Source organism: Micromonospora sp. CNZ303, assembly GCF_004345505.1.
Map to the genome: position 1 here is coordinate 79816 of NZ_SLVT01000003.1, position 23192 is coordinate 103007.

The 23192-nt window shown below is 75.7% G+C and carries 22 protein-coding genes; 12 read left to right on the plus strand and 10 right to left on the minus strand.

The window, feature by feature from the left end; translation table 11 throughout:
• The first annotated feature begins 129 nt into the window (after window positions 1-129).
• Window positions 130-2133, plus strand: a complete 2004-nt coding sequence (locus tag EV374_RS06475) for an endonuclease/exonuclease/phosphatase family protein (protein WP_132232600.1) — start codon at window positions 130-132, stop codon at window positions 2131-2133.
• Window positions 2134-2234: 101 nt separating this feature from the next.
• On the opposite strand, the gene EV374_RS06480 is transcribed toward EV374_RS06475, so the two are convergent.
• The 4 genes from EV374_RS06480 to cofC are packed head-to-tail and all read right to left on the minus strand — an operon-like array spanning window position 2235 to window position 6580.
• A complete protein-coding gene (locus EV374_RS06480) occupies window positions 2235-3218 on the minus strand; it encodes an NUDIX hydrolase (protein ID WP_132232602.1) in 984 nt (327 codons plus the stop codon).
• Window positions 3219-3242: 24 nt separating this feature from the next.
• On the minus strand, window positions 3243-5672 hold the full coding sequence (locus EV374_RS06485) for an RNA degradosome polyphosphate kinase (RefSeq protein ID WP_132232604.1): 2430 nt from the start codon (window positions 5670-5672) through the stop codon (window positions 3243-3245).
• 53 nt (window positions 5673-5725) lie between these two features.
• Window positions 5726-5923: a cold-shock protein gene (locus EV374_RS06490; protein WP_192581542.1), complete on the minus strand. Its 198-nt coding sequence runs from the start codon at window positions 5921-5923 to the stop codon at window positions 5726-5728.
• 21 nt (window positions 5924-5944) lie between these two features.
• The gene (gene cofC / locus EV374_RS06495; protein ID WP_132232608.1) at window positions 5945-6580 is read right to left on the minus strand and encodes a 2-phospho-L-lactate guanylyltransferase; all 636 of its coding nucleotides are present in this window, start codon (window positions 6578-6580) and stop codon (window positions 5945-5947) included.
• Between the two features lie 127 nt (window positions 6581-6707).
• Between cofC and EV374_RS06500 the strand changes: the two genes are divergently transcribed.
• From EV374_RS06500 to EV374_RS06520, 5 genes are all read left to right on the plus strand, one after another.
• Window positions 6708-7445: a lysophospholipid acyltransferase family protein gene (locus EV374_RS06500; RefSeq protein ID WP_132232610.1), complete on the plus strand. Its 738-nt coding sequence runs from the start codon at window positions 6708-6710 to the stop codon at window positions 7443-7445.
• On the plus strand, window positions 7442-8440 hold the full coding sequence (locus tag EV374_RS06505) for an NAD(P)H-dependent glycerol-3-phosphate dehydrogenase (RefSeq protein WP_132232612.1): 999 nt from the start codon (window positions 7442-7444) through the stop codon (window positions 8438-8440). The genes EV374_RS06500 and EV374_RS06505 overlap by 4 nt, the downstream gene beginning before the upstream one ends.
• The gene (locus EV374_RS06510; RefSeq protein ID WP_132232614.1) at window positions 8437-9558 is read left to right on the plus strand and encodes a cystathionine gamma-lyase; all 1122 of its coding nucleotides are present in this window, start codon (window positions 8437-8439) and stop codon (window positions 9556-9558) included. Before EV374_RS06505 ends, EV374_RS06510 begins: the two co-directional genes overlap by 4 nt.
• 28 nt (window positions 9559-9586) lie before the next feature.
• Entirely contained in the window at window positions 9587-10378 is a 792-nt protein-coding gene (locus EV374_RS06515; protein WP_132232616.1) for a putative protein N(5)-glutamine methyltransferase, read from the plus strand.
• Window positions 10379-10640: 262 nt separating this feature from the next.
• Window positions 10641-11693 (plus strand): ROK family protein, encoded by a 1053-nt coding sequence (locus tag EV374_RS06520; RefSeq protein ID WP_132232618.1) that lies wholly within the window; start codon window positions 10641-10643, stop codon window positions 11691-11693.
• Window positions 11694-11907: 214 nt separating this feature from the next.
• Here the strand turns inward: EV374_RS06520 and EV374_RS06525 are convergent, their stop codons facing one another.
• Both EV374_RS06525 and EV374_RS06530 read right to left on the minus strand, forming a co-directional pair.
• Complete coding sequence (locus EV374_RS06525; protein ID WP_121396135.1) at window positions 11908-12108, minus strand: DUF397 domain-containing protein; 201 nt, start codon at window positions 12106-12108, stop codon at window positions 11908-11910.
• 4 nt (window positions 12109-12112) lie between these two features.
• Window positions 12113-12958 carry a helix-turn-helix domain-containing protein gene (locus EV374_RS06530; protein ID WP_121396134.1) on the minus strand — a complete coding sequence of 282 codons (846 nt, stop codon included), beginning with the start codon at window positions 12956-12958 and terminating at the stop codon, window positions 12113-12115.
• 279 nt (window positions 12959-13237) lie between these two features.
• On the opposite strand from EV374_RS06530, the gene EV374_RS06535 reads away from it, so the two are divergent.
• Window positions 13238-13456 carry a hypothetical protein gene (locus tag EV374_RS06535; RefSeq protein WP_121396133.1) on the plus strand — a complete coding sequence of 73 codons (219 nt, stop codon included), beginning with the start codon at window positions 13238-13240 and terminating at the stop codon, window positions 13454-13456.
• A 114-nt stretch (window positions 13457-13570) separates the two neighbouring features.
• Here EV374_RS06535 and EV374_RS06540 read toward each other — a convergent pair whose 3' ends face one another.
• Window positions 13571-14854 carry an ATP-binding protein gene (locus EV374_RS06540; protein WP_132232620.1) on the minus strand — a complete coding sequence of 428 codons (1284 nt, stop codon included), beginning with the start codon at window positions 14852-14854 and terminating at the stop codon, window positions 13571-13573.
• 196 nt (window positions 14855-15050) lie between these two features.
• On the opposite strand from EV374_RS06540, the gene EV374_RS06545 reads away from it, so the two are divergent.
• Window positions 15051-16157: a D-alanine--D-alanine ligase family protein gene (locus EV374_RS06545; protein WP_132232622.1), complete on the plus strand. Its 1107-nt coding sequence runs from the start codon at window positions 15051-15053 to the stop codon at window positions 16155-16157.
• 89 nt (window positions 16158-16246) lie between these two features.
• Here the strand turns inward: EV374_RS06545 and EV374_RS06550 are convergent, their stop codons facing one another.
• Both EV374_RS06550 and EV374_RS06555 read right to left on the minus strand, forming a co-directional pair.
• The gene (locus EV374_RS06550; protein WP_132232624.1) at window positions 16247-16891 is read right to left on the minus strand and encodes a DUF3515 family protein; all 645 of its coding nucleotides are present in this window, start codon (window positions 16889-16891) and stop codon (window positions 16247-16249) included.
• Window positions 16892-17125, minus strand: a complete 234-nt coding sequence (locus tag EV374_RS06555) for an Lrp/AsnC ligand binding domain-containing protein (protein WP_132232626.1) — start codon at window positions 17123-17125, stop codon at window positions 16892-16894. It lies immediately after the preceding gene.
• A 125-nt stretch (window positions 17126-17250) separates the two neighbouring features.
• On the opposite strand from EV374_RS06555, the gene EV374_RS06560 reads away from it, so the two are divergent.
• Together EV374_RS06560 and EV374_RS06565 are read left to right on the plus strand one after the other, a co-directional pair.
• A complete protein-coding gene (locus EV374_RS06560) occupies window positions 17251-18189 on the plus strand; it encodes a thiamine-phosphate kinase (RefSeq protein WP_132232628.1) in 939 nt (312 codons plus the stop codon).
• A gap of 29 nt (window positions 18190-18218) precedes the next feature.
• On the plus strand, window positions 18219-18686 hold the full coding sequence (locus EV374_RS06565) for a GNAT family N-acetyltransferase (protein ID WP_101414556.1): 468 nt from the start codon (window positions 18219-18221) through the stop codon (window positions 18684-18686).
• A 192-nt stretch (window positions 18687-18878) separates the two neighbouring features.
• Here EV374_RS06565 and rpmB read toward each other — a convergent pair whose 3' ends face one another.
• Window positions 18879-19070: a 50S ribosomal protein L28 gene (gene rpmB, locus EV374_RS06570; protein WP_011905179.1), complete on the minus strand. Its 192-nt coding sequence runs from the start codon at window positions 19068-19070 to the stop codon at window positions 18879-18881.
• A gap of 293 nt (window positions 19071-19363) precedes the next feature.
• Between rpmB and EV374_RS06575 the strand changes: the two genes are divergently transcribed.
• Both EV374_RS06575 and recG read left to right on the plus strand, forming a co-directional pair.
• Window positions 19364-20980 (plus strand): DAK2 domain-containing protein, encoded by a 1617-nt coding sequence (locus EV374_RS06575; RefSeq protein WP_132232630.1) that lies wholly within the window; start codon window positions 19364-19366, stop codon window positions 20978-20980.
• A complete protein-coding gene (recG, locus tag EV374_RS06580) occupies window positions 20977-23178 on the plus strand; it encodes an ATP-dependent DNA helicase RecG (RefSeq protein WP_132232632.1) in 2202 nt (733 codons plus the stop codon). The genes EV374_RS06575 and recG overlap by 4 nt, the downstream gene beginning before the upstream one ends.
• The last annotated feature ends 14 nt before the right edge of the window (window positions 23179-23192 follow it).

The window sequence follows — 23192 nt, forward strand, 5'->3', positions numbered from 1 at the left end:
CCTGGCGGTACGGCAAGGGCGTCCACCGATGGTGGGCGCCCTTCGCCGTGTCCACCCCCACCCGTTGACCCCGACCGCGCCCCGCCCGCAGAATCGCCGCACCCCTTCCGGTCGGCGAAAGGCAGCCCGGTGCGCTACCGCCACCTCACCACCGTCACCCTCGCCCTGGGCGTCGTGCTCCTCGTCGACGTGCTGCGCGTCTTCCTGCCGGCGGTCATCACCATCTTCGGGCAGGCCGCCTCGACCCCCGCCGAACTGCTGGGGGCGTTCGCGTTCGGCTGGTTCCTGCTCGCCCTGGCCGCGCCCGCGCTGATCCGTCGGGTCGGCGCCCGCCCCGTGACGCTCGTCGCCGCGGTGCTGCTGGTCGTGGCCCGGCTCGCCGTCAACGGTCAGCCGGGCGGGCGGCTCCAGCTCTGGCTCGCCACAGCCGGGCTGCTCGCCGGGCTGGTCTGGCTCGCCGGTGTCGCCGCCGGCACCGACCGCCCCGTGCCAGGGTTGGCGCTCGGGCTGGCGGTCGGGGCCGTCCTGCACACGGTGCTGGACACGTACCGCTCGGCGTTCTTCGGGGACTGGCCGGCGTGGTCGGCGGCCGTCGGGGTCGCGGGGCTCTTCCTGGCGGGACAGGCGCGGCCCGCGCCGCCGGCCGGGGCGGGCGGCGTACGGAGCTGGCTGCTGGCCGGGCCGGCGCTGCTGCTCGCCGGCATGGTGGCGCTCTCCCCGGCGGTCGCCCGGACGGCGATGTCGTACCAGTTCGGTCTGCTGCGGTCGGATCCCGCCGACGAGGTGGGGGTGGCCACGGTGCCGCTGTTCGGCCCCGCCCCGCTCGCCGTGGCTGTCGGCGGGTTCCTGCTCGCCGCGCTGGCCCCGCCCGGCCGGGGAGCCTGGCGGTGGCTCGGGCCGGTGGCCCTGGTCGGCGGGGCCGTCCTCGTCGCCCTCGGACGCGGGGAGTTGCTGCTGCCGGCCGTCCTGCTCACCGCCGTCGGTCTCGGCGCGTGCCTGGCGTCGGCCGGCGCGGCGGACGGACGGGGTGACGACGGCGCCGACGAAGCCCGCACCCCGATGCCCGACGGCGCTGGGCACCCGGCGCGGGCGGCCGGCAGCGCGTCGGCCCCGGCGCTGGCGGCCGGCGACGGGCAGGACCCGGCGCGGGCGGCCGGGCGGCGCGGGTACGCGGCCGTCACCGGGATGCTCGTCTTCGCCGTCGCGGCGGTGGCCTACTACTCCGCCTACGACCTCGGCCATCCCAACGCCGGGGTGCCGGTGGCGGTGGCGGTGCTGGTCGCCGCCGTCGCGCTGGCGAGGCGTCCCGCCCCGGGGCCGCCCCGGTCACCGCTGCCGCCGGTGTGGACGGCCGTCACCGCCGCCGTGGTGACGCTGCTGGCCGCGGTCGCCAGCGACGAGCTGCTCTCCGCCACGAACCGGGACGGGCCGCCGGAGACGGTGCGGGTGGCGGCGTACAACGTGCGGATGGGGTTCGGGATCCACGGCCGCTTCGACCCGGACGCGCTGGCGCGGGCCGTCGCCGGGGCCGACGTCGTGGCGCTCAGCGAGGTGGACCGGGGCTGGCTGCTCAACGGCGGCCACGACACGCTCGACCTGCTGGCGGAGCGGCTGGACATGCCGTACGTCTTCGCGCCGGCCGCCGATCCGCTCTGGGGCGACGCCGTGCTGAGCCGGTGGCCGCTGGACGCGGCGCGGACCCGTCCACTGCCGGCGGTCGGCGCGCCCACCGGTGCGCAGGCCCTCGGCGTCACCGTGAACTTCAGCGGGGGTGTCCGCCTGGCGGTCGTCGCCACCCACCTGCAACCGCCGCCCGGCGAGGACCCGGTGGTCCAGGCCCGCGCGGTCGCCGACTTCGCCGTGCGGTACGCGGCCGGCCGTCCCCTGGTGGTCGCCGGCGACCTGAACACCGAGCCGGGCGACCCGGCGTTCGCCGAGTTCACCCGGGCCGGTCTGGTCGACGCGCTCGCCGCCGCCCGCCCCCTGCCGACCAGCCCGGCGGACGCCCCGCGCCAGCAGATCGACCACGTCTTCGTCACGCCCGGCCTGGCCGCCGGCGACGCGGCGGCCCCGCCCGGGACGGCCAGCGACCACCTGCCGGTCGCGGTGACGCTGACCCTGCCGCCGGCCTGACCCGCCGCCGGACGGGCCGGTCTGACCCGCCACCGGACGGGCCAGCCTGACCCGCCGCCCAGCGGGCCGGTCGGGACCGGCCGGTCCCGATGGGCGCGCGGTCAGAGGCGGTCGCCGGCGAGCAGGCGGTCGCCGGCGAAGGCGAGCAGCCAGCCGCCGCCCTTCGGGGTGGTGAAGTCGCCCGGCCGCCCGCTGAGCCGGGCCAGGGCGCCCGGGATCACCTTGCCCTGGCTGCACACCCCCACCGGCTCGCCGGTGGCCGCCAGCGCGGCCAGGCGGGCGGCGGCGGCCAGCGCGCACTCGTCGGGCTGCTGGCCCGGCCGCGGCTCGTCCAGGTCGCCGTCGATCTCGATCGGCAGGTCGAGCAGTGCCGCCGCCGGGTCGAGGGTCTGTACGCAGCGGCGGGCCGAGGCCGACAGCAGGCGGACCGGGCGGAGCAGCGCCACCAGCGGGGCGAGCGCGTGGGCCTGCGCCCAGCCCCGGGCGTCGAGCGGCCGGCCGGTGTCCGGGCCCGACCAGGTGGCCCGCTTGCCGGCGTGGGCGTGCCGGACCAGCGCCACCGTCCCGGTGACCGTGGGCAGGGCCGCGAACGCGGCCAGCACCTCGGCGTCGTGCGGGTAGCTGACCAGCCGGACCGCCTCGTCCACGCCGAGCCAGCGCACGTCGTCGACCTCGGTGCCCGGCTGGAAGCCGCCGGTGCCCACCGCCCGCATCGACCAGTAGTCGACGACCTTCGGGCGGCCCTCGCTGCGGTAGCGCACGGTGGGCAGCCGCACCTGCGGCACCGCCCGGACGTCGGTCTCCTCGGCGACCTCCCGCACGGCGGCGCGCAGCGGATGCTCGCCCGGCTCCAGCTTGCCCTTGGGCAGCGACCAGTCGCCGTAGCGGGGCCGGCGCACGAGGCAGACCAGCACCCCCGCGCGCGGGGTGGCGCCCGTGCTCCCGGCGGCCGGCCCCCCTACCGGCCCGGGGTCGTCGGCGGGGCGCCACACGACACCACCCGCCGCCCGGATCGGGGGCGCGGCGTCGGGGAACCCGGGCGGCCGGCCCCGGCCGGGTCCGGCCGCGTCCCGCTCATCCAGCATCAGGTCAGCCTATGCGGCTACCGGTCAGCCCGCCGTGCCACCGACGCGACGCAGCAGCAACTCCTGGAGGTGGACCCGCGGTTCCTCGGCCGTGCCGGTACGCCGGCTCCAGGTGCCGTCCGCCGCCAGCTCGAACGCGTCCACGTCGGGGCTCATCGCGGCGGTCAGCACGTGGTCCAGCTCGGCCCGGGCGACGGGGTCGCTCACCCGCACCAGCGCCTCGACCCGGCGGTCCAGGTTGCGGTGCATCAGGTCGGCCGAGCCCATCCAGAACTCGGCGTCGCCGTCGTTGCCGAACCGGAAGATCCGGGAGTGCTCCAGGAACCGGCCCAGGATCGAGCGGACCCGGATGTTCTCCGAGAGGCCGGGCACCCCCGGGCGCAGCGTGCACATTCCCCGGATCACCAGGTCCACGTGGACGCCGGCCCGGGAGGCACGGTAGAGCGCGTCCGTGATCTTCTCGTCGACCAGCGAGTTCACCTTGATCTGCACGAGGCCGGGCATGCCCAGCCGGACGTGCGCGATCTCCCGCTCGATGCGTTCGATGAGGCCACTGCGGATGCCCTGCGGCGCCACCAGCAGCCGCCGGTACGCGGTCTGCCGGCTGTAGCCGGTGAGGACGTTGAACAGGTCGGTCAGGTCGGCCCCGATCTCCGGGTCGGCCGTGAGCATGCCGAAGTCCTCGTAGAGCCGGGCGGTCTTCGGGTGGTAGTTGCCGGTGCCGATGTGGCAGTAGCGGCGGATCTGATTGCCCTCCTGGCGTACCACCAGGGCGGTCTTGCAGTGCGTCTTGAGCCCGACCAGGCCGTAGACGACGTGGCAGCCGGCGCGCTCCAGCTTGCGCGCCCAGCCGATGTTGGCCACCTCGTCGAAGCGCGCCTTCAGCTCGACCAGCACCACCACCTGCTTGCCGGCGGCCGCCGCGTCGACGAGCGCGTCCACGATCGGGGAGTCGCCGCTGGTGCGGTAGAGGGTCTGCTTGATGGCCAGCACGTCCGGGTCCGCGGCGGCCTGCTCGATGAAGCGTTGCACGCTGGTGGCGAACGAGTGGTACGGGTGGTGGACCAGGATGTCGCCGTCGCGCAGGGTCGCGAAGACGCTGCGCGGCACCTCGCCCTCGGTGAGGCGGGGGTGGGTGGCCGGCACGAACGGCGGATCCTTCAGGTCCGGCCGGTCGGCCTCGTCGTAGAGCTGCCAGAGCGCGGAGAGGTCGAGCAGGCCGGGCACCCGCAGCACCTCCTGGTCGTGCATGTCCAGCTCGCGGACGAGCAGTTCCAGGACGTGGTCGGAGACCGAGGCGGCCACCTCCAGCCGCACGGGCGGGCCGAACCGGCGCCGGGCCAGCTCCCGTTCCAGGGCCTGGAGCAGGTCCTCGTCGCGGTCCTCGTCGACCTCCACCTCGGCGTTGCGGGTGACCCGGAACAGGTGGCACTCGACCACCTGCATGCCGGAGAAGAGCTGCCCCAGGTGCACCGAGATCAGGTCCTCCACCGGCAGCATCCGCACGCCCGGCAGGTCGCGGTGCACCCGGACGAAGCGGGGCACGTTGTTCGGCACCTTCACCCGGGCGAAGAACTCCGAGCCGCCGTCCGGGTCGCGGACCGCCACCGCGAGGTTGAGCGACCGCCCGGAGATGTACGGGAAGGGGTGCGCCGGGTCCACCGCCAGAGGGGTCAGCACCGGGAAGATCTGCTCCCGGAAGTACGCGCGCAGCCGTTCCCGCTCGGGGTCGTCCAGATCGGCCCAGCGCAGGATCCGGATGTCCTCGGCGGCCAGCTTCGGCAGCACCTCGTCGGTGAAGCAGGCCGAGTGCCGGGCCACCAGCGTCGCGGCCTTCCCGGCGACCAGTTCCAGCTGGGTGCGTAGCGGCATCCGGTCCCCGCCGCGGACCGGCAGGCCGGCCTGGAGCCGGCGCTTCAGCCCGGCGACCCGCACCATGTAGAACTCGTCGAGGTTGCTGGCGAAGATGGCCAGGAACTTGGCCCGCTCCAGCAGCGGCGTGCGCGGGTCCTCGGCGAGCGCCAGCACCCGGGCGTTGAAGTCGAGCCAGGAGAGTTCCCGGTTGAGGAAGCGGTCCTCCGGCAGCGGCTGCGCCGCGGGGGGCTCGTCGACGAGGTCGGGCCCCGGCGCCTCGGCAGGCGGCGCCGCATCCAGCACCTCCTCCAGCCCGGCGGAGGCGGCCGCACCGCCGGCACCGGCGGCGTCGGCCGAGCCGGTCGCGGCGGACCCTCCGCCCGGGGTCGCGGCGGACCCTCCGCCCGGGGTCGCGGCGGACGCTCCGCCCGGGGTCGCGGCGGTTGCCTCGCCGGGGGGCGCGCCCGGTGCCGTCTCCGGGGTCGGGGAAGGCGGGCCGGCGTGGAAGCGGCCGTCGGCGCCCCGGGACCGGGCGCCGTTGCGGGGGGCGGCCGGGTCGGTGGACGGGCGGTTGGCGGAGGGCTTGCGAGGGGTGCTCACCTGCCCATAATCACCCGGACGCGGTTAACGCAAAATGAACTTCGACCAGCCGCTCAGGCCATCGTCGGCAATGTCACCCGGACCACCGCGCCGGTGTCGTCGGTCTCGACACGCAACCGCTGGCCGAGGCGGAGCAGGCGCAGGCCGGAGGCGTCGAACGCCCGGGCCGGGAAGGCCAGCTCGGTGCCGTCGTCGAGGAGCAGCGTCCCGCTGCGGGTCGCCGCGTCGTAGGTGGCCACCGTGCCCTGCATGACCCGCACGCTACACGCCCCTCAGGCCGGGCAGGAGGCGGCGGCCAACGCGGCCGTGCGGGGCCCCAGCCCGAGCCGGGCCGCCGCGGCCAGGTCGGCGGCGGTGTCCACGTCACGGCGCAGGCTCGGCCAGTCCCCGGCGAGGGCGAGCGCCCCGCTCGCGGCGTGCGCGGCGGCCGAGCCGACCCCGAAGCGGGGATCCAGGGCCACGCCCGGCGGCGCGGCCAGCAGCACGGTGCCCTGGCCGGGGGCGTCGGCCACGTACCCGCGTACACCCGGGGGCGCGGCCTGGGCCGCCCGCAGCGCCGCCGCCAGCTCGGCCGGGCGCAACGCGGGCAGGTCGGCGGTGAGCCCGGCCACCCAGCCGCCGCCCGCGACCGACGCGCCGTGCCGGAAGGCGGCGTTCAGCCCGGCGCCGGGGGCGTCGGGCAGCGCCCGGGCGCCCGCGCGGCGGGCGGCCTCGGCCACCCGGGCGTCGTCGGTGACGACCAGCACCCCCGCCACCGCCGGGCAGGCCCGCACCGCGGCGACCGTGTCGGCGGCCAGGGCCAGCGCCAGTTCCTCGTGCGGTACGGCCGGCAGCGCCCCCCGCAGCCGGCTCTTCGCGGCGGCCAGGCGCTTCACGGGCACCACCACGGTCCACCTCGGCTGACTCACCCCGCCATCCTGCCAGCCGTACGGCGGTACCCTCTCTGGCCGGACCCGGGTCGAGCAGGCATGATTTCCGCTGCGGGCGTCACCGGGTGCGGATCCGGTGCGGGGCGGGGCGGCACGAGGAGGCGCGGTGACACGGCGGAGGCTGGGGTTCTGGCAATGGTTCGCCGTGGTGCTGGTCAAGCCGGTGATGACCGTCTGGACCCGGCGCACCTGGCGCGGCATGGAGCACCTGCGCGGCGACGGCGGCGTGATCATCGTGCCGAACCACATCTCGCACGCCGACCCGCTCGTCGCGGCCCACTTCGTCTACGACTCCGGCCGTTGGCCGCAGTTCCTCGGCAAGGCCAGCGTGTTCCGGGTCCCGGTGATCGGCTGGATCCTGCACCGGTGCCGGCAGATCCCGGTCGAGCGCAACACCGTGGACGCGGTGCGGTCGCTGGACCACCTCGTGGCCGCGCTCGACCAGGGCGGCGCGGTGGTCATCTACCCGGAGGGCACCATCACCCGCGAACCGGAGCTGTGGCCGATGAAGGGCAAGACCGGCGCCGCCCGCCTCGCGCTCGCCACCGGGGCGCCGGTGGTCCCGCTCGTCATGTGGGGCCCGGAGCGCATCTTCGACCCGCGCCGGTCCCGACTGGACCCGCGCCCCCGGATCCCGGTGACCGTGGTCGCCGGACCCCCCGTCGACCTGGGCCGGTGGGCCGGGTCGACCCCGACGAAGGCCGTCCTCGAGGAGATGACCGACACCATCATGCTGCGCCTTCGTGACATGCTCACCGAGATCCGGGGCGGCACCCCGCCACCACTGTGGGAACGGACGGCGCGCCCCGCCGTCGATCGGCGCCGGCCGGGGGCGGCGGCGTGAGCGGGCACGTCGCGGTCCTGGGTGCCGGCTCGTGGGGCACCGCGTTCGCCAAGATCCTCGCCGACGCCGGGCGGGACGTCACCGTCTGGGCCCGCCGCCAGGCGGTCGCCGACACGATCCGGGCCGAGCGGCGAAACCCGGAGTACCTGCCGGACGTGCTGCTGCCGTCGCGGGTCACGGCGACGGGCGACGCCGCCGAGGCGATCACCGGGGCCGAGCAGGTGGTGCTGGCCGTACCGTCGCAGACGCTGCGCGGCAACCTGGCCGAGTGGACCGCGCACCTGCACCCGGACGCCACCCTGGTGTCGCTGATGAAGGGCATCGAGCTCGGCACCACCAGGCGGATGAGCGAGGTGATCGTGGAGACCGCCGGGGTGGCGGCGGACCGGGTGGTGGTGGTCTCCGGCCCCAACCTGGCCCCGGAGATCGCCGCCGAGCAGCCCGCCGCCACCGTGGTCGCCTGCACCGACGCCGACCGGGCCACGCTGGTGCAGCGCTCCATCACCACGCCCTACTTCCGCCCGTACACCAACGACGACGTGATCGGCTGCGAGCTGGGCGGCGCGGTGAAGAACGTGATCGCCCTGGCGTACGGCATCGCCGTGGCGATGGGGTTCGGCGACAACACCCGGGCCATGCTCGTCACCCGGGGACTGGCCGAGACGGCCCGCCTCGGGGTGGCCCTGGGCGCCGACCCGCTCACCTTCGCCGGCCTGGCGGGGATGGGCGACCTCGTCGCCTCCTGCTCGTCGCCGCTGGCCCGCAACCGCACCTTCGGTGAGCACCTGGGCCGGGGCGCGACCCTGGAGGAGGCGCGCGTCGCCACCCGGCAGACCGCCGAGGGCGTCAAGAGCGCGCTGGCCCTGCGCGACCTGGCCCGGGCGCACGCGGTGGAGATGCCGATCACCGAGCAGGTCGAGCTGGTCTGCCACGAGGGCATGGACCCTCGGCTCGCCGTCGAGGCGCTGATGAGCCGCACCACCAAGCCGGAGTGAGCGACGTGACCGAGCACCACGACGGCACCCGCTGCGTCCGCGCCGGCCTGCCCGAGCCGGCTCCCGGCCAGCCGTTCCTGCCCGGGCCGGTGTTCGCCGCGCCGTACCACCTGGACCCGTGGGCGGGGCCGGCGGCGGCACCCGACGGCTACGGCCGGCCGGACAACCCCACCCGGCGGCTGCTGGAGGCGGCGGTCGGGGAGCTGGAGGGGGGCGACTGCCGGGTCTTCGCCAGCGGGCAGGCCGCCATCACCGGGCTGCTGCTGACGCTGCTGGGGCCGGGGGACACCGTGGTGCTCCCGTCGGACGGGTACTTCGCCGTCCGGGCCTTCGCCGCCGACACGCTGGAGGGCATCGGCGTACGGGTGCTCCTCGCCCCGACCGCCGGCCCGCACCCGGTCTTCGACGGCGTACGCCTGGTGCTGCTGGAGACCCCGGCCAACCCCGGCCTGGACGTCGCCGACGTGGCGGCGCTGGCCGCCCGGGCGCACGCCGCCGGCGCCCTGGTCGCGGTCGACAACACCACGGCGACGCCGCTCGGGCAGCGCCCGCTGGACCTGGGCGCCGACGTCGTGGTGGCCTCCGGGACGAAGGCCCTCACCGGGCACTCCGACCTGCTGCTGGGCTACGTCGCGACCCGCTCGCCCGAGCTGCGGGACGCGGTCACCGCCTGGCGGAACGTCACCGGGGCCGTGCCGGGCGCGTTCGACGCCTGGCTCGCGCACCGGTCGCTGGCCACCCTCGACCTGCGGCTGGCCCGGCAGACCGCGAACGCGCAGGCCCTCGCCGGGCTGCTCGCGGGGCGCGACGACGTGACCGGGCTGCGCTGGCCGGGGCTGCCCGGCGACCCGGCCCACCCGGTGGCGTCGGTCCAGATGCGACGGATACCCGGGGTGCTCTGCTTCGACCTCGGCGACGCCGGGCGGGTGGCGCGGTTCCTCGACGCGGCCCGGCTGGTGGCCGCGGCCACCTCCTTCGGCGGCCTGCACACCACCGCCGACCGGCGGGCCCAGTGGGGCGACGACACCCCGCCCGGTTTCGTCCGGCTCTCCTGCGGGGTCGAGGACGCCGTCGACCTGGTCGTCGACGTGAGCGCCGCACTGGACGCCAGCCGCTGAGCACCGGACACCGGCCCGGAGGTGCCCCGTGACCGTCTTCTCCTTCCGTCCCGACCGGCCCGCCCTCGTGCACCGGCTGCGCGCCGCCGGCTGCGTCTACGCCGAGGACGAGGCGGAGCTGCTGATCGCCGCCGCCGACTCGGCCGAGGCGCTGGCCGGCCTGGTCGACCGCCGGGTCGCCGGGCTGCCGCTGGAGTACGTGCTCGGCTGGGCCGAGTTCTGCGGCGAACGGATCGCCGTCGACCCTGGCGTGTTCGTGCCGCGTGCGCGTACCGCCCTGCTGGTCGACGTCGCCGTCGCGGTGACCGGCCCGGCGGCGGCCGTGGTGGACCTGTGCTGCGGCTCCGGCGCCACCACGGTGGCGCTGGTCCGCCGGCTCGCGCCGCGCTGGCTGGCCGCCGCCGACGTGGATCCCGCCGCCGTGGCCTGCGCCCGGCGCAACCTGGCCCCGCTGGCCGTGCCGGTCTTCGAGGGCGACCTGTACGACCCGCTGCCGGTGCGCTGGCAGGGACGGCTGGACCTGGTGCTGGCCAACGCCCCCTACGTGCCGACGGCGGCGGTGGCGCTGATGCCGCCGGAGGCCCGGCTGCACGAGGCGCCGGTGGCCCTCGACGGCGGGCCGGACGGCCTGGCGGTGCTGCGCCGCGTCGCCGAGGGCGCGGCGCGCTGGCTGGCCCCGGGCGGGCACCTGGTGGTCGAGGCGGGGGAGGCACAGGTGGAGGCGCTCCGCACGGCGCTGACCGCCGTGGGCCTGCACCCCACGGTGACCCGGGACGACGACCGGGACGCCACCGCCGTCTCGGCCCGCCGCCCGGGCTGACCCTCGGCGCCGTCCTCCCCAACGCGCTGCTCCTGGGCGCGCCGTCCTCAACGCGCTGGTCCTCAGCGCGCTTGGTCCTCAGCGCGGTCGGGCCCGTCGGGTCACCGGCGGCCCTCGACCGGCTGGGGTGTCCGCGTCACGGCGCTGTCGAGCTGCCCCGTCGGTGAGACCACCCGTCACCCGGCGTCAGCCGCGCGACCTGGCGGGGGCGGGGAAGGGGAACTAGCCTCACGGCAGGCGTGGCGGCGGAAGGCGGGTTGTCGTGGGTGGTGCGGACGTGCCGGTGGTCGTCGGGCTGGACAACGGGGGGACCAGCAACAACGCCACGGTGCTCACCGTGGACGGCCGGTTCCTGGTGGACGGCCTGGTGGAGAACCCGAGCGAGGTACGCGCCGGCCCGGCGGCGGCGATCGAGGCGCTGGCCCGCGCGTTCGACGGGGTGCTGGCGCTGACCGGGGTGCCCCGCACGTCCGTGCGCGCGGTCGGGCTGGACACGCCGGGGCCGGCGAGCGCCACCGGGGTGATCTCGTCGCGCGGGTCGACCAACTTCTCCCAGCCGGCCTGGCGCGGCTACGACGTGCGGACGGCCCTGGAACGGCGGCTCGGCCTGCCGGTGCTCTACCACAACGACGGCAACGCCGCCGCGCTCTACGCCCACCACGCGCACTTCGGCGCGGAGGCGATGCGCCGCTCGTCGGTGTCGGCCATCGTCGGCACGGGGTTGGGCGGCGGTGTGGTCGAGGCCGGCCGGGTGGTCGCCGGGGCGGCCGGGATGGCCGGCGAACTGGGGCACGTGCACATCCCGCTGACCGGGCTGCTCGCGCCGGACCAGCCGGTGCCCACGTGCGCCTGCGGCTTTGCCGGGGACGCCGAGAGCGTCGCCTCGCTGACCGCCATCGGGCGGAACCTGCTGCCGTACTGGCTGGGGCGCTTTCCGGACCATCCGCTGGCCGCCGAGCCGCCGGAGCGGGCAGCGAAGCTGGTCCGGGGCTACGGCGAGCGCGGCGACGCGTTGGCCCGGGAGGTGTTCACCCAGCAGGCGATGGCGCTGGGCCGACTCTTCACCGTGGCGGCCAACTTCACCGATCCGCACGCGTACTTCGTCGGGGGCGGGGTGGTGGAGGCGGCCCCGGAGTTCCGGGACTGGTTCCTCGCGACGGTGCGGGAGCACACGGTGCTGCGGGAGGAGCAGGCCGCGTCGGCCACCTTCGCCCTGGTGCCCGAGCGGGACATGGCCGGCGCCCGGGGCGTGGCCATCGCGGCGCTGGAGGCGCTGCGCGCCGGCCCCGCGCCCCGCCCGGTCGTCGCGGGCTGACCCGCCCGCCTCCCCGCCGCGCTGACCTGCCCGCCTCCCCGCCGGGAGAGGGCGCGCCGTCCGCCTCCAGCGGCGAGGCGGTGCGGCCGGTCGTCGCCCGTCGGGTCCGACCCCGCCGGGCGACGGCCCCACCGGCTCCCATCGGTGGGACCGCCGCCGGCGGGGCGCCGGCGCGACGGGTCAGCGGTCGCGCCGGCGCCCCCGGAGGGAGGGGTCAGTGTCCGGGCGGCGCCCCGACGAAGGCGGCCCAGGCGGCCGGTGGGAAGAGCAGCGCGGGGCCGGACGGGTCCTTGGAGTCGCGGACGGCGACCGTGCCCGGGACCACCGCCATCTCCACGCACGCCCCCTCGTCGCCGCTGCGGCTGCTCTTGCGCCACCGCGCCACGGCCAGCGCCGCGCTGATCGTCGGTGTCATGGTCCTACCGTCCCTTCAGGAGTTGGAGGAGCTGGTCGCGGCTGTCCGCCGGGCTGAGCGCGACGGTCCGCAGGTGCTCCATGATCTTGGTGCAGGTACGCAGGTCGCCCGGCCGGTCGAGGACCATCTGCCCGGCTACCGTCTCGACCGAGGCGATGATCGGGTCCTCCGGGTCTGCGAACTCCAGGATGTGCAGCGAGCCCCGGGTGCCCCGGTGGTAGCCGGCGGCGAGCGGGATCACCTGGACCGTGATGTTGGGCAACTCGCCCATCTTGACCAGGTGGTGCAGCTGCGACTCCATCACCGACCGGTCGCCGACGGGCCGCAGCAGCGCGCCCTCGTCGATGATGGCGTCCAGGATCGGCGGCTGGTCACTGATGAGGCGCTGCTGCCGGTCGAGCCGGAACTGGACCCGCTGCTCCACCTCGTCGTCGCGCAGGGTGTGCGGGCCGCCGCGCATCACACCCCGGACGTAGTCGGCGGTCTGCAACAGCCCCGGCACCACCGAGGGCTCGAAGTTGGCGATGCCGGTGGCCTCGGCCTCCAGCGCGATGAAGTCGATGGTGCGCCGGTCGAGCAGGTGCGAGTACGACACCCACCAGCCGGGCTTGCGCGCGTCCTTGGCGAGCTGCACGGCGGCGGCCACCTCGTCCGCGCCGACCCCGTAGAGGGTGAGCAGGGCGCGCACGGTGGCGGGGCTGACCAGCGTCTGCGCGTTCTCGTAGCGGGACAGGGTGCTGCGGGTGCTGCTGATCTCGTCCGCCGCCGCCTCCAGCGTGAGGCCGGCGGCTTCCCGGTGGGTGCGCAGCGCGATGCCCAGTCGCCGGGCACGGGCGGTCTTCGGAGCCATGCATCGATCGTCGCACATCTTCCCGGGAACGTGTAGATGAGAGAACGTCGATGAGAGTTGCATTCATGGCTGTGGACGTGTCAGTCTGTCATCGCGTCCTCACTGCCGGTTGTCGTGGCGACGGCGGTGGTGAGCGACCGGAGGGGAAGGGGCGCGCGGCGATCGGGTTTCTCCCCCGTACCCGATCGCCGCGTGCCACGCCCCGTGGCCCGTCAGCCGGAAGGGGATCGACGTGCGTACTGCCCGACAGGCCCGCGCCGACCGCCCCGGCGGGCACCGATGACACGGTTCCTGGTGGTGCTCACCGACGTGCGGCCGGCCGAGGGCGCCGGACGCGACGAACGCAACTGCCCCGAGCGCCGCCGTCAGGTGGTCGGGGCGAGCAGCCGCGAGGCGGCGGACCGGATCGCGGGCGCGTTCATGGCGCTGGGCATGGTGCGGGCCGGCCGGCAGCGGGTCAAGGTGATCGCCATCGGCCGGCGGCACGCGCGCGGCTGACGCCGCCGAGGGCGGTGCGGTTGCGGGAGGCGGCCCCGCCGGGTGGGAGGGCCGCCCGGCAGGCGGCCCGGCCCGGCGGGAGGCGCGGCCCGGCGCCCCGCCGGGCCGTCCACGTCACAGCATCCGGCGCCGCTTCAGGTAGGCGACCAGGTCGTCGTAGACGCCCCCCTCGTTGGCGAACATCGCCACGTTGCGGGCGGTGGCCATCCACGGCTTCGTCGACGGCCGGACCTCCTTGACCGCCCGCTCCAGGTCCCGGTGCTCGATCATCCGCACCTCGCCGGTGCGTACCGAGTCGGCCATCGCGAACTCGGCGGCCGTCTCGCAGAGGTGGGCCAGGTCGGCGCCCGAGTAGTCCTCGGTGGCCGCCACGATCTTCCGCAGGTCGATCCCCGCGATCGGCCGCTCCCGCAGGTGGTATTCCAGGATGGCGCGGCGCGCCTCGGCGTCCGGCGGCAGCACCAGCACCACCCGGTCGAGCCGCCCGGGACGGCGCAGCGCCGGGTCGACGTCCCACGGGGTGTTGGTGGCGGCCAGCACGAAGACCCCCTCGTTGCTGCCCTCCATCCCGTCCAGCTCCGCCAGCAGCTGGTTTCCCAGCGTCCGCATCGAGCTGGAGCCGACCTGCGAGCGCTTGTGCCCCAGCGCGTCGACCTCGTCCAGGAAGAGCACGCAGGGCGCGTTGCGGCGGGCCGCCTGGAACAGCTCGTGCAGGTTGCGCTCCGAGTTGCCCATCCACATGTCCAGCACGTCCACGATGGACAGCGAGATGAACTTCGCACCCATCTCCCCGGCGACCGCCCGGGCCAGGAACGTCTTGCCGCAGCCGGGCGGGCCGTAGAGCATCAGGCCGCCGCGCAGGCTCTTGCCGTACATCCTGCGCAGCTCCGGGTTGCGCAACGGGCCGAGGAAGGCCAGCTCCAGCCGCTCCTTGACCGCCGACATGCCGCCCACGTCGGCCAGCCGGATGCCGGAGGCCTCCACGTCGTACACCCGGTCGGAGTGGCCGGCGACCGGCTCCGGCTCGTCGCCGGCGCGGGCGAACCGTGGCGGCACCACGTCGGCCAGTTCCTGCTCGTAGGCGGCGAGGGGATCCTGGTCGGCGGTCGCGGCGGAACCGCCGGGCCCGGCCGGTGCCGGGCGCTGCACCGGCGGTCGCGGGTCCGCCGGGGGCGGCGTCGGCGGCGGGGGTACGGAGCCGCCCAGCGCCCGCTGCATCAGCGCCTGCGCCTGGCCGTTGCCCGGATCCCGGGCGAGGGCCTGCCCGACCTGCGCGATCGCCTCCCCGGCCCGGCCGGCGTCCAGCAGCAGCGCGGCGAGGTGCAGGCGCAGCGGCAGGTCGTCGGGGCGGGCGTCCAGGGCCGCCGTCAGGGACTCGATGAGGGGATCAGCGCTCATAGGACGTGCAGCGTAGTGGGCGCCCGGTGCCGTCACCGTCCCCGTGCGGGCGATTACGGAACGTATATCCTTTGTTGACCGGTTGCCGCGGCGGTCCGGCTGTCCCCGGGTATCGGCAGCCGACGCCCGCCACGCACAGTAAGGTCAACCGGGTGAGCGCCACGACCGGAGCAGTCGCGTACGAAGAGGTGACGCAGTGACCACCCCAGGCAGGACCCGCGTGGCGATCGTGTTCGGCGGCCGCAGCCCGGAGCACGGCATCTCCTGCGTCAGCGCCGGCAGCGTCCTCGGCGCCCTCGACCCGGACGAGTTCGAGGTGGTGCCGGTGGGCATCACCCGGGCCGGCCAGTGGGTGCTGACCAGTGGCGACCCCGGTCAGTTGGCGATCACCGCGCGCCGGCTGCCGGAGATCACCGCCGAGTCCGGCACCGACATCGTGCTGCGCGCCGACCCGACCGGCAACGGGCTCATGGTGCTCGACCCGACCGAGGGGCCCCGGGCGCTCGCCGACGTCGACGTGGTCTTCCCGGTGCTGCACGGCGCGTACGGCGAGGACGGCACCATCCAGGGCATGCTGGAGATGGCCGGCATCCCGTACGTCGGAGCGAACGTCTTCGCCTCCGCCGCCGCCATGGACAAGGAGTTCACCAAGAAGCTCTGCGCCGCCGAGGGCATCCCGGTGGGCCCGTACGCGGTGCTGCGCAACGGGATGACGCTGAGCGAGGCGGACAAGCAGCGGCTCGGCCTGCCGGTCTTCGTGAAGCCGTCCAGGGCCGGCTCGTCGTTCGGCATCAGCAAGGTCGACGACTGGGCCGACCTCGACGCGGCGGTCGCCACCGCCCGACAGATCGACCCGAAGGTGCTCGTCGAGGGTGCGGTCGTCGGGCGCGAGATCGAGTGCGGCGTGCTGGAGGGCGAGGCCGGCGGCGCGCCGGAGGCGTCCGTGCTGGCCGAGGTCCGGGTGGTCGGGGACTACGACTTCTACGACTTCGAGGCGAAGTACATCGACTCCGAGTCCGCCTGCGAGTACGACATCCCCGCCGGCCTGCCGGAGCGGGTGACCCGCCAGGTCCGGGAGTACGCCACCCGCGCCTTCACCGCGCTCGACTGCGCGGGCCTGGCCCGGGTCGACTTCTTCGTCACCCCGGAGCTGGACGTCTACCTCAACGAGATCAACACCATGCCGGGCTTCACCCCGACCTCGATGTTCCCGCGCATGTGGGCGGCGTCCGGGCTGGAGTACCCGAAGCTGGTCAACCGCCTCATCCGCACCGCCCTGCACCGCGGCGTCGGCCTGCACTGAGGTGTAAGGAAGGGCACCTTCCTGACGCCTGGTGCATAGGAAGGTGCCCTTCCTAACCCGCTGCCTGCCCACGCGGGGGCAAAGCGGTGTCAGGTCCGGCAGCCGCTGGGGGTGTCGGCGACGGAGGGCACCGAGGCCACGATCGTGTCCGAGACGGGGGCGACCCACTGCAACCCCTGCCCGTAGAAGTGCGGCACGCGGACCGTGACGGCGGTCTCCCGGTCCATGGTGGTGAGCACGGTGGCGTCGCGTTCCTCGCTGGCGTACCAGCAGACCCGGTTGACCGTCCAGACGTGGTCGGTGTCGTCGACGGCCGGCTTGGCCCCGCCGCAGGCGACGGTGACGGCCGGGTCGCCGTACGCGGCGTTCTGCTCCGGGCCGGCCGTGACCGGGCGCTGGGCGAGGTCGTTGACCGTGGGCGGCAACTGGGAGAGCAGGGCGCGGCAGACCGTGGCGGGCCGTTCGGCCAGCGCCGGCGCGGCCATCTCGACCGGGGCGGTGGAGCGCGGTCCGGCGCTCGTGGCGGTCGCGCTCGGCGTGGCGGCCGGCTCGGCCCGCTCGTCGGGGGAGAGTTGGGCGAACGCGAACGCGCCCACCAGCACGGTGACCGGCAGCGCGATCAGCGTGGCGATCAGCGCGGCACCGCGCGTCGTGCGGTCGCGGGTCGGCCGGTCGGGGGCCACCTCGTCCGGCTGGGCGGAATCGGTCACGGAGGAGTCAGTGATCTTGTCCACTTACAGGCGCACCACCGAACACGTGAGGGTGCGGGTGATGCCGGGCACCATCTGCACCTTGCTGACGATGAGTTTGCCGAGCTCGTCGACGGTCTTCGCCTCGGTGAGCACGACCACGTCGTACGGCCCGGTGACGGCGTCGACGCGTACCACGCCGGCAAGGTCCGAGATGAGACCGGCCACGTCACGCGCCCGGCCGACCTCGGTCTGGATGAGGATGTACGCCTGTACCACGACTCGACCTCCGTCCGTCGCCGCCCTGGAGCGGCCCGAAGGGAGAAAGTACCTTACGGACCAGGTCTGATCCCTATCGGTGGTCAAGGAGAAGCGGTGAGCGAGCAGCACGGCGGAGGAGCGGCATGAGTGTCGCGGGGATCGGCGAGTTCGGCCTGATCGACCGGGTGACCGCCCGGTTGTCGTACGGATCGACGGTACTGCTGGGCCCGGGGGACGACGCGGCGGTGGTGGCCGCCCCGGACGGCCGGGTCGCGGCCTCGACCGACGTGCTGGTGGAGGGGCGGCACTTCCGGCGGGACTGGTCCAGCGCGCGTGACGTCGGCCACCGGGCGGCGGCGGCGAACCTGGCCGACATCGCCGCGATGGGGGCGCAGCCGACCGCGCTGCTGGTGGCGCTCTGCATGCCGCCCGAGTTGGATCCCGGGTGGGCCGAGGAGCTCGCCGACGGGCTGGCGGCCGAGGCGGCGAAGGTCGGCGCGAGCGTGGTGGGCGGGGACATGTCGGGCAGCCCGACGCTGACAATCGCGGTCACGGCCCTCGGCGACCTGGGCGGCCGGCCGCCGGTGACGCGCTCCGGCGCGCGGCCCGGTGACGTGCTGGCCCTGGCCGGCCGCATCGGGTACGCGGCGGCCGGGCTGACCGTGCTCTCCCGGGGCTTCCGTACGCCCCGGCTGCTGGTGGAGGCGTGCCGGCGGCCCGAGGTGCCGTACGCGGCCGGGCCGCACGCCGCCCGGCTCGGCGCCACCGCCATGATCGACGTGTCGGACGGGCTACTCGCCGACGTGGGGCACGTGGCGAAGGCGAGCGGGGTCGCCGTGGACGTGCGCCGGGACGCCTTCGAGGTGCCCCGGCAGATGCGCGACGCCGCCCAGGCGCTCGGCGTCGACCCGTACTCCTGGCTGCTCGCCGGGGGCGAGGACCACGCGCTGGCCGCGACCTTCCCGTCGGCGGTGGCGCTGCCGGCCGACTGGCGGCCGATCGGGCGGGTGACGGAGGGCTCGGGTGTCACGGTCGACGGGCGGCCGTACGACGGACCCGCTGGCTGGGACCACTTTCGGTAAGGGCCGATCGGCGTCGTACCCTTTACTCCGTGAGTGAGATCGAGATTCGGGCCGAGCGCTTCGACTCGCCGGTGGCGCAGGGGCTGATCCGCGCCGCGCTGGCCGACCTGGGTGCCCGGTACGGCGGCAGCGGCGACGAGACCCCGGTCGACCCGGGCGAGTTCGTGCCGCCCGCCGGCGCCTTCCTCGTCGCCCACCTCGGCGGCGAGCCGGTCGGCTGCGGCGGCTGGCGCAGCCACGGTGACGAGGGCGACACCGCCGAGCTGAAGCGGATGTACACCGCGCCGGCGGCCCGGGGCCGGGGCGTGGCCCGGGCGGTGCTGGCGGCGGTGGAGCGCTCCGCGCGGGAGCACGGGCGCAAGCGGATCGTCCTGGAGTGCGGCGACAAGCAGCCGGAGGCCATCGCCATGTACGCGGCGGCCGGTTACGAGCGCATCCCGAACTTCGGCTTCTACCGCGACGCCCCGGGCTGCATCTCCTTCGCCCGCACGCTCTGACCCGCCTCGCGCCCTGAGCCTTCTCACGCGTGTCCTGACCCGTCTCGCGCCGGGGGCCGTCCGGGCCCCCGGCGCCGGCATGCCACCTGCGCGGGCGGGCATCGGAGGTGGGGAGTCGCCGGACACGACAGAGCCGGCGGACCGCAAGGGCCCGCCGGCAATGACGAGTGTGTGAAGCTGGGGCCTACCGCGTCAGGCGCGGGTGACCTTGCCCGCCTTGATGCAGGAGGTGCAGACCTTCAACTTCTTGGTGTTGCCGCCACCGGCCGGGGTACGCACCGACTGGATGTTCGGGTTCCAGCGGCGGTTGGTCCGCCGGTGCGAGTGGGACACGTTGTGGCCGAAGCCCGGTCCCTTGCCACAGACGTCGCACACGCTAGCCACGGGATACTCCTGGGATTGAAACGTTCATGGGGTCGCCGCCAGGCGCAGCCCGGGCAACCTGGCCAGGTTACCCGATGACCCGGGGCCCGACCAACCGGCCCCGGACGCCGGCCCAGGGTGGGGGGCGTGACCGCGCGACGTGGTCCCGGTCGCCCGGTCCGCGCCCGCCCCCGCGGCACCGCTGCACCGGGGGACACGCCACGAGGATAGTGGGTGCGCCGCGGCTGCCGGACACGCCGCGGCAGTCGCGTGGACCCCGGCGCGTGTCGGTGCGCGCCAGTAGGCTTCTCGCCGTGCTGGACACCCTCGACGCCGCCGCGGTCCGCCGTTGGTGCGCGGGCGGGCTGGTCGCGCTCAAGCGCCACCAGGGCGAGATCGACGACCTGAACGTCTACCCGGTGCCCGACGGCGACACCGGCACCAACATGGTGCTCACCCTCACCTCGGCCCAGCAGGCGCTCGCGATGGACCTCGGCACGCTCCCGGAGGACGGGCCCACCGCGCACGGGCACGCGTTGCGGCTGATGGCCCGGGGCGCGCTGCTGGGCGCGCGGGGCAACTCGGGGGTGATCCTGTCGCAGATCCTGCGCGGCTTCGCCGACGCCGTCGCCGCCGCGCCCGCCGTGCGGGGGCGCGAGCTGGCCGCCGCCCTGCGCGACGGCACCGCCGCCGCCTACGCCGCGGTCGCCCGCCCGGTCGAGGGCACGCTGCTCAGCGTCGTCGCCGCGGCGGCGCACGCCGCCGAGCGGGCCGACAGCGACGACCTGCGGGCGGTCGTCCGGGCGGCGGCGGGCGGGGCGGCGCACGCGTTGGCGCGCACCCCCGAGCAGCTTCCGGCGCTGGCCCGCGCCGGCGTGGTGGACGCCGGCGGCCGGGGCCTGTGCCTGCTGCTCGACGCCCTGGTCGAGGTCGTGACCGGCGAGAGCCCCGAGCGTCCCGCGCCCACGCCGCGCCCGGTCCGCCCGCCGGCCACCGCCGTGCGCGAGACCGGTTCCGAGGAGTACGCGTACGAGGTGCAGTTCCTGCTCGACGCCGGGCCGGAGGCGGTGGCCCGGCTGCGGGAGGAGCTGGCGGCCCTGGGCGACTCGCTGGTGGTCGTCGGCGACGGGAACGCCGGTGCGGGCACCTGGAACGTGCACGTGCACGTCAACGACGTGGGCGCGGCCATCGAGGCGGGCGTGGTGGCCGGCCGGCCGCACCGCATCTCGGTGACCCGCTTCGCCGACCAGACCGCACCGGTGTCGCCACCCGCCACGGCGGACGGGCGGGCCGCCGTGGTGGTGGCCGCCGGCGCGGGCATCGCCGAGCTGTTCGCCGGCGAGGGCGCGACGGTGGTGCCCGGCAACCCGTCGATCGGCGAACTGCTGGACGCGATCCGCGCCACCGGGGCGGCCCGCGTGGTGGTACTGCCCAACGACCCCGACACGCAGGCGGTGGCGAACGCCGCCGCCCGGGAGGCGCACGGGCTCGGCGTCAAGGTCAGCGTGGTGCCGACCCGCTCACCGGTGCAGGCGCTGGCCGCCCTCGCCGTACGCGACCCGGGGCGGCGCTTCGCCGACGACGTGATCGCGATGGCCGAGGCGGCCGGTGCGTGCCGCTACGCCGAGGTCTGCTACGCCCGCCGCGAGGCGCTGACCGTCGCCGGCCCCTGCCGTCCCGGCGACGTGCTGGCGCTGGTCGAGGGGGAGGTGCACCTGATCGGGTCCGACCTGACCGACACCTGCGCCGCCGTGGTCGACCGGATGCTCGGCGGCGGCGGTGAGCTGGTGACCCTGCTCTCGGGGGCGGACGCTCCCGACGGGCTGGCCGACGCGGTCCGCGAGCACGTCGGGCGGCGCTGGCCCTTCGTCGAGGTGCAGGCCTATCCGGGTGGGCAGCCGCACTATCCGCTCCTGGTGGGGGTCGAATGACGTCCGAGCCGGCGACGATGGACACGCCGCTGAAGAAGCTGGTCGGCGAGAAGACCGCGAAGGCCCTCGCCGGCCACCTCGACCTGCACACCGCCGGTGACCTGGTCTACCACTTCCCGCGCCGCTACGACGAGCGCGGCGAGCACACCGACATCCGGTCGCTCGACGTCGGCGAGCAGGCCACCGTGCTGGCCCAGGTGCAGCGCACCGCCGTACGCCCGATGCGCCAGCGCCGGGGCAACCTGCTGGAGGTGACGGTCGGCGACGGCTCGGGCGGCACCCTGACCCTGACCTTCTTCGGCAACCAGGCCTGGCGCGAGCGCGAGCTGCGCCCCGGCCGGTGGGGGCTCTTCGCCGGCAAGGTCACCGAGTTCCGGGGCAAGCGGCAGCTCAACGGCCCGGAGTACGTCCTGCTCGGGGAGGGCGGCGACGGCGAGGCGGCGGCCAACGAGGAGATCGAGGAGTTCGCCGGCGCGCTGATCCCGGTCTACCCGGCCGCCGCGGCGGTGCCCACCTGGGTGATCGCCCGCTGCGTCCGGGTGGTGCTGGACACGTTCACCGCGCCGGAGGATCCGCTGCCCGCGACCCTGCGGGCGAGCCGCAACCTGGGCGGCATCGACACGGCGCTGCGCGAGATCCACCGGCCGACCAGCAAGGAGGCGCTCTACCGGGCCCGGCACCGGCTCAAGTGGGACGAGGCCTTCGCCGTGCAGCTCACCCTGGTGCAGCGCAAGCACCGCGCCGCCGCCTCGCCAGCCCGGCCCCGCCCGGCGAAGCCCGGCGGCCTGCTCGACGCCTTCGACGCCCGGCTGCCCTACGAGCTGACGCCCGGCCAGCACGACGTGGGCGTGGAGATCGCGGCGGACCTGGCCACGGCCCACCCGATGCACCGGCTGCTCCAGGGGGAGGTCGGCTCCGGCAAGACGGTGGTCGCGCTGCGCGCGATGCTCCAGGTGGTCGACGCGGGCGGGCAGGCCGCGCTGCTGGCCCCGACCGAGGTGCTCGCCGCGCAGCACCACCGGGGCATCCTCGACCTGCTGGGGCCGCTCGGGCGGGCCGGCGAGCTGGGCGCGGCCGACGACGCCACCCGGGTCGAGCTGGTTACCGGCTCGCTGGGCGCGGCGGCCCGCCGGCGGGCGCTGGCCGAGGTCGCCAGCGGCGCCGCCGGCATCGTGCTCGGCACCCACGCCCTGCTCTACGAGGGCGTCGACTTCGCCGACCTCGGCCTGGTGGTGGTCGACGAGCAGCACCGCTTCGGCGTGGAGCAGCGCGACGCGCTGCGCGCCAAGGCCGAGCAGCCGCCGCACGTGCTGGTGATGACGGCCACCCCGATCCCGCGCACGGTGGCGATGACCGTCTACGGCGACCTGGAGACCTCCACGCTCTCCCAGCTGCCGCAGGGCCGCTCGCCGATCGCCTCGCACGTGGTCCCGGTCGCTGAGAAGCCGGCCTTCCTGGACCGGGCCTGGCGCCGGGTGCGCGAGGAGGTGGCCGCCGGACACCAGGCGTACGTCGTCTGCCCGCGCATCGGGGAGGGGCCGGCGAGCGAGGAGGAACCGCCGCCGGAGGACGACAACGGGCGGCGGCCGCCGATGGCGGTCACCGAGGTGGCGCCGCTGCTCGCCGAGGGGCCGCTGCACGGCCTGCGCATCGGCGTGCTGCACGGCCGGCTGCCGGCCGACGAGAAGGACGCGGTGATGCGCTCCTTCGCGGCCGGCGACCTCGACGTGCTGGTCGCCACGACCGTGGTCGAGGTGGGCGTCAACGTGCCGAACGCGACCGTGATGATCGTGCTCGACGCCGACCGGTTCGGCGTCTCCCAGCTGCACCAGCTGCGCGGCCGGGTCGGCCGGGGCTCCGCCCCGGGGCTCTGCCTGCTGGTGACCGAGGCGCTGGAGGGCACGCCCGCGCGGGAGCGGCTCGACGCGGTGGCCTCGACCACCGACGGGTTCAAGCTCGCCGAGCTGGATCTGGAGCAGCGCCGGGAGGGCGACGTGCTGGGCGCCACCCAGTCGGGGCGCCGCTCGCACCTGCGGCTGCTCTCGCTGCTGCGCGACGCCGACCTGATCCGCGACGCCCGGGCCGAGGCGATCGCCCTGGTCGAGGAGGACCCGGAGCTGGCCCGGCATCCGGCGCTGGCCGCGTCGGTGGCGGCCCTGGTCGACGAGGAACGCGCCGAATATCTGGAGAAGGGCTGATCTAGGCTTCGACG

Coding starts and splice junctions, on each gene's coding strand:
- EV374_RS06480 (WP_132232602.1), bottom strand. CDS start 3,218: ATGCTGGATGAGCGGGACGCGGCCGGACCCGGCCGGGGCCGGCCGCCC.
- EV374_RS06490 (WP_192581542.1), bottom strand. CDS start 5,923: ATGCAGGGCACGGTGGCCACCTACGACGCGGCGACCCGCAGCGGGACG.
- EV374_RS06525 (WP_121396135.1), bottom strand. CDS start 12,108: ATGACACCGACGATCAGCGCGGCGCTGGCCGTGGCGCGGTGGCGCAAG.
- EV374_RS06530 (WP_121396134.1), bottom strand. CDS start 12,958: ATGGCTCCGAAGACCGCCCGTGCCCGGCGACTGGGCATCGCGCTGCGC.
- EV374_RS06535 (WP_121396133.1), top strand. CDS start 13,238: ATGACACGGTTCCTGGTGGTGCTCACCGACGTGCGGCCGGCCGAGGGC.
- EV374_RS06540 (WP_132232620.1), bottom strand. CDS start 14,854: ATGAGCGCTGATCCCCTCATCGAGTCCCTGACGGCGGCCCTGGACGCC.
- EV374_RS06560 (WP_132232628.1), top strand. CDS start 17,251: ATGAGTGTCGCGGGGATCGGCGAGTTCGGCCTGATCGACCGGGTGACC.
- recG (WP_132232632.1), top strand. CDS start 20,977: ATGACGTCCGAGCCGGCGACGATGGACACGCCGCTGAAGAAGCTGGTC.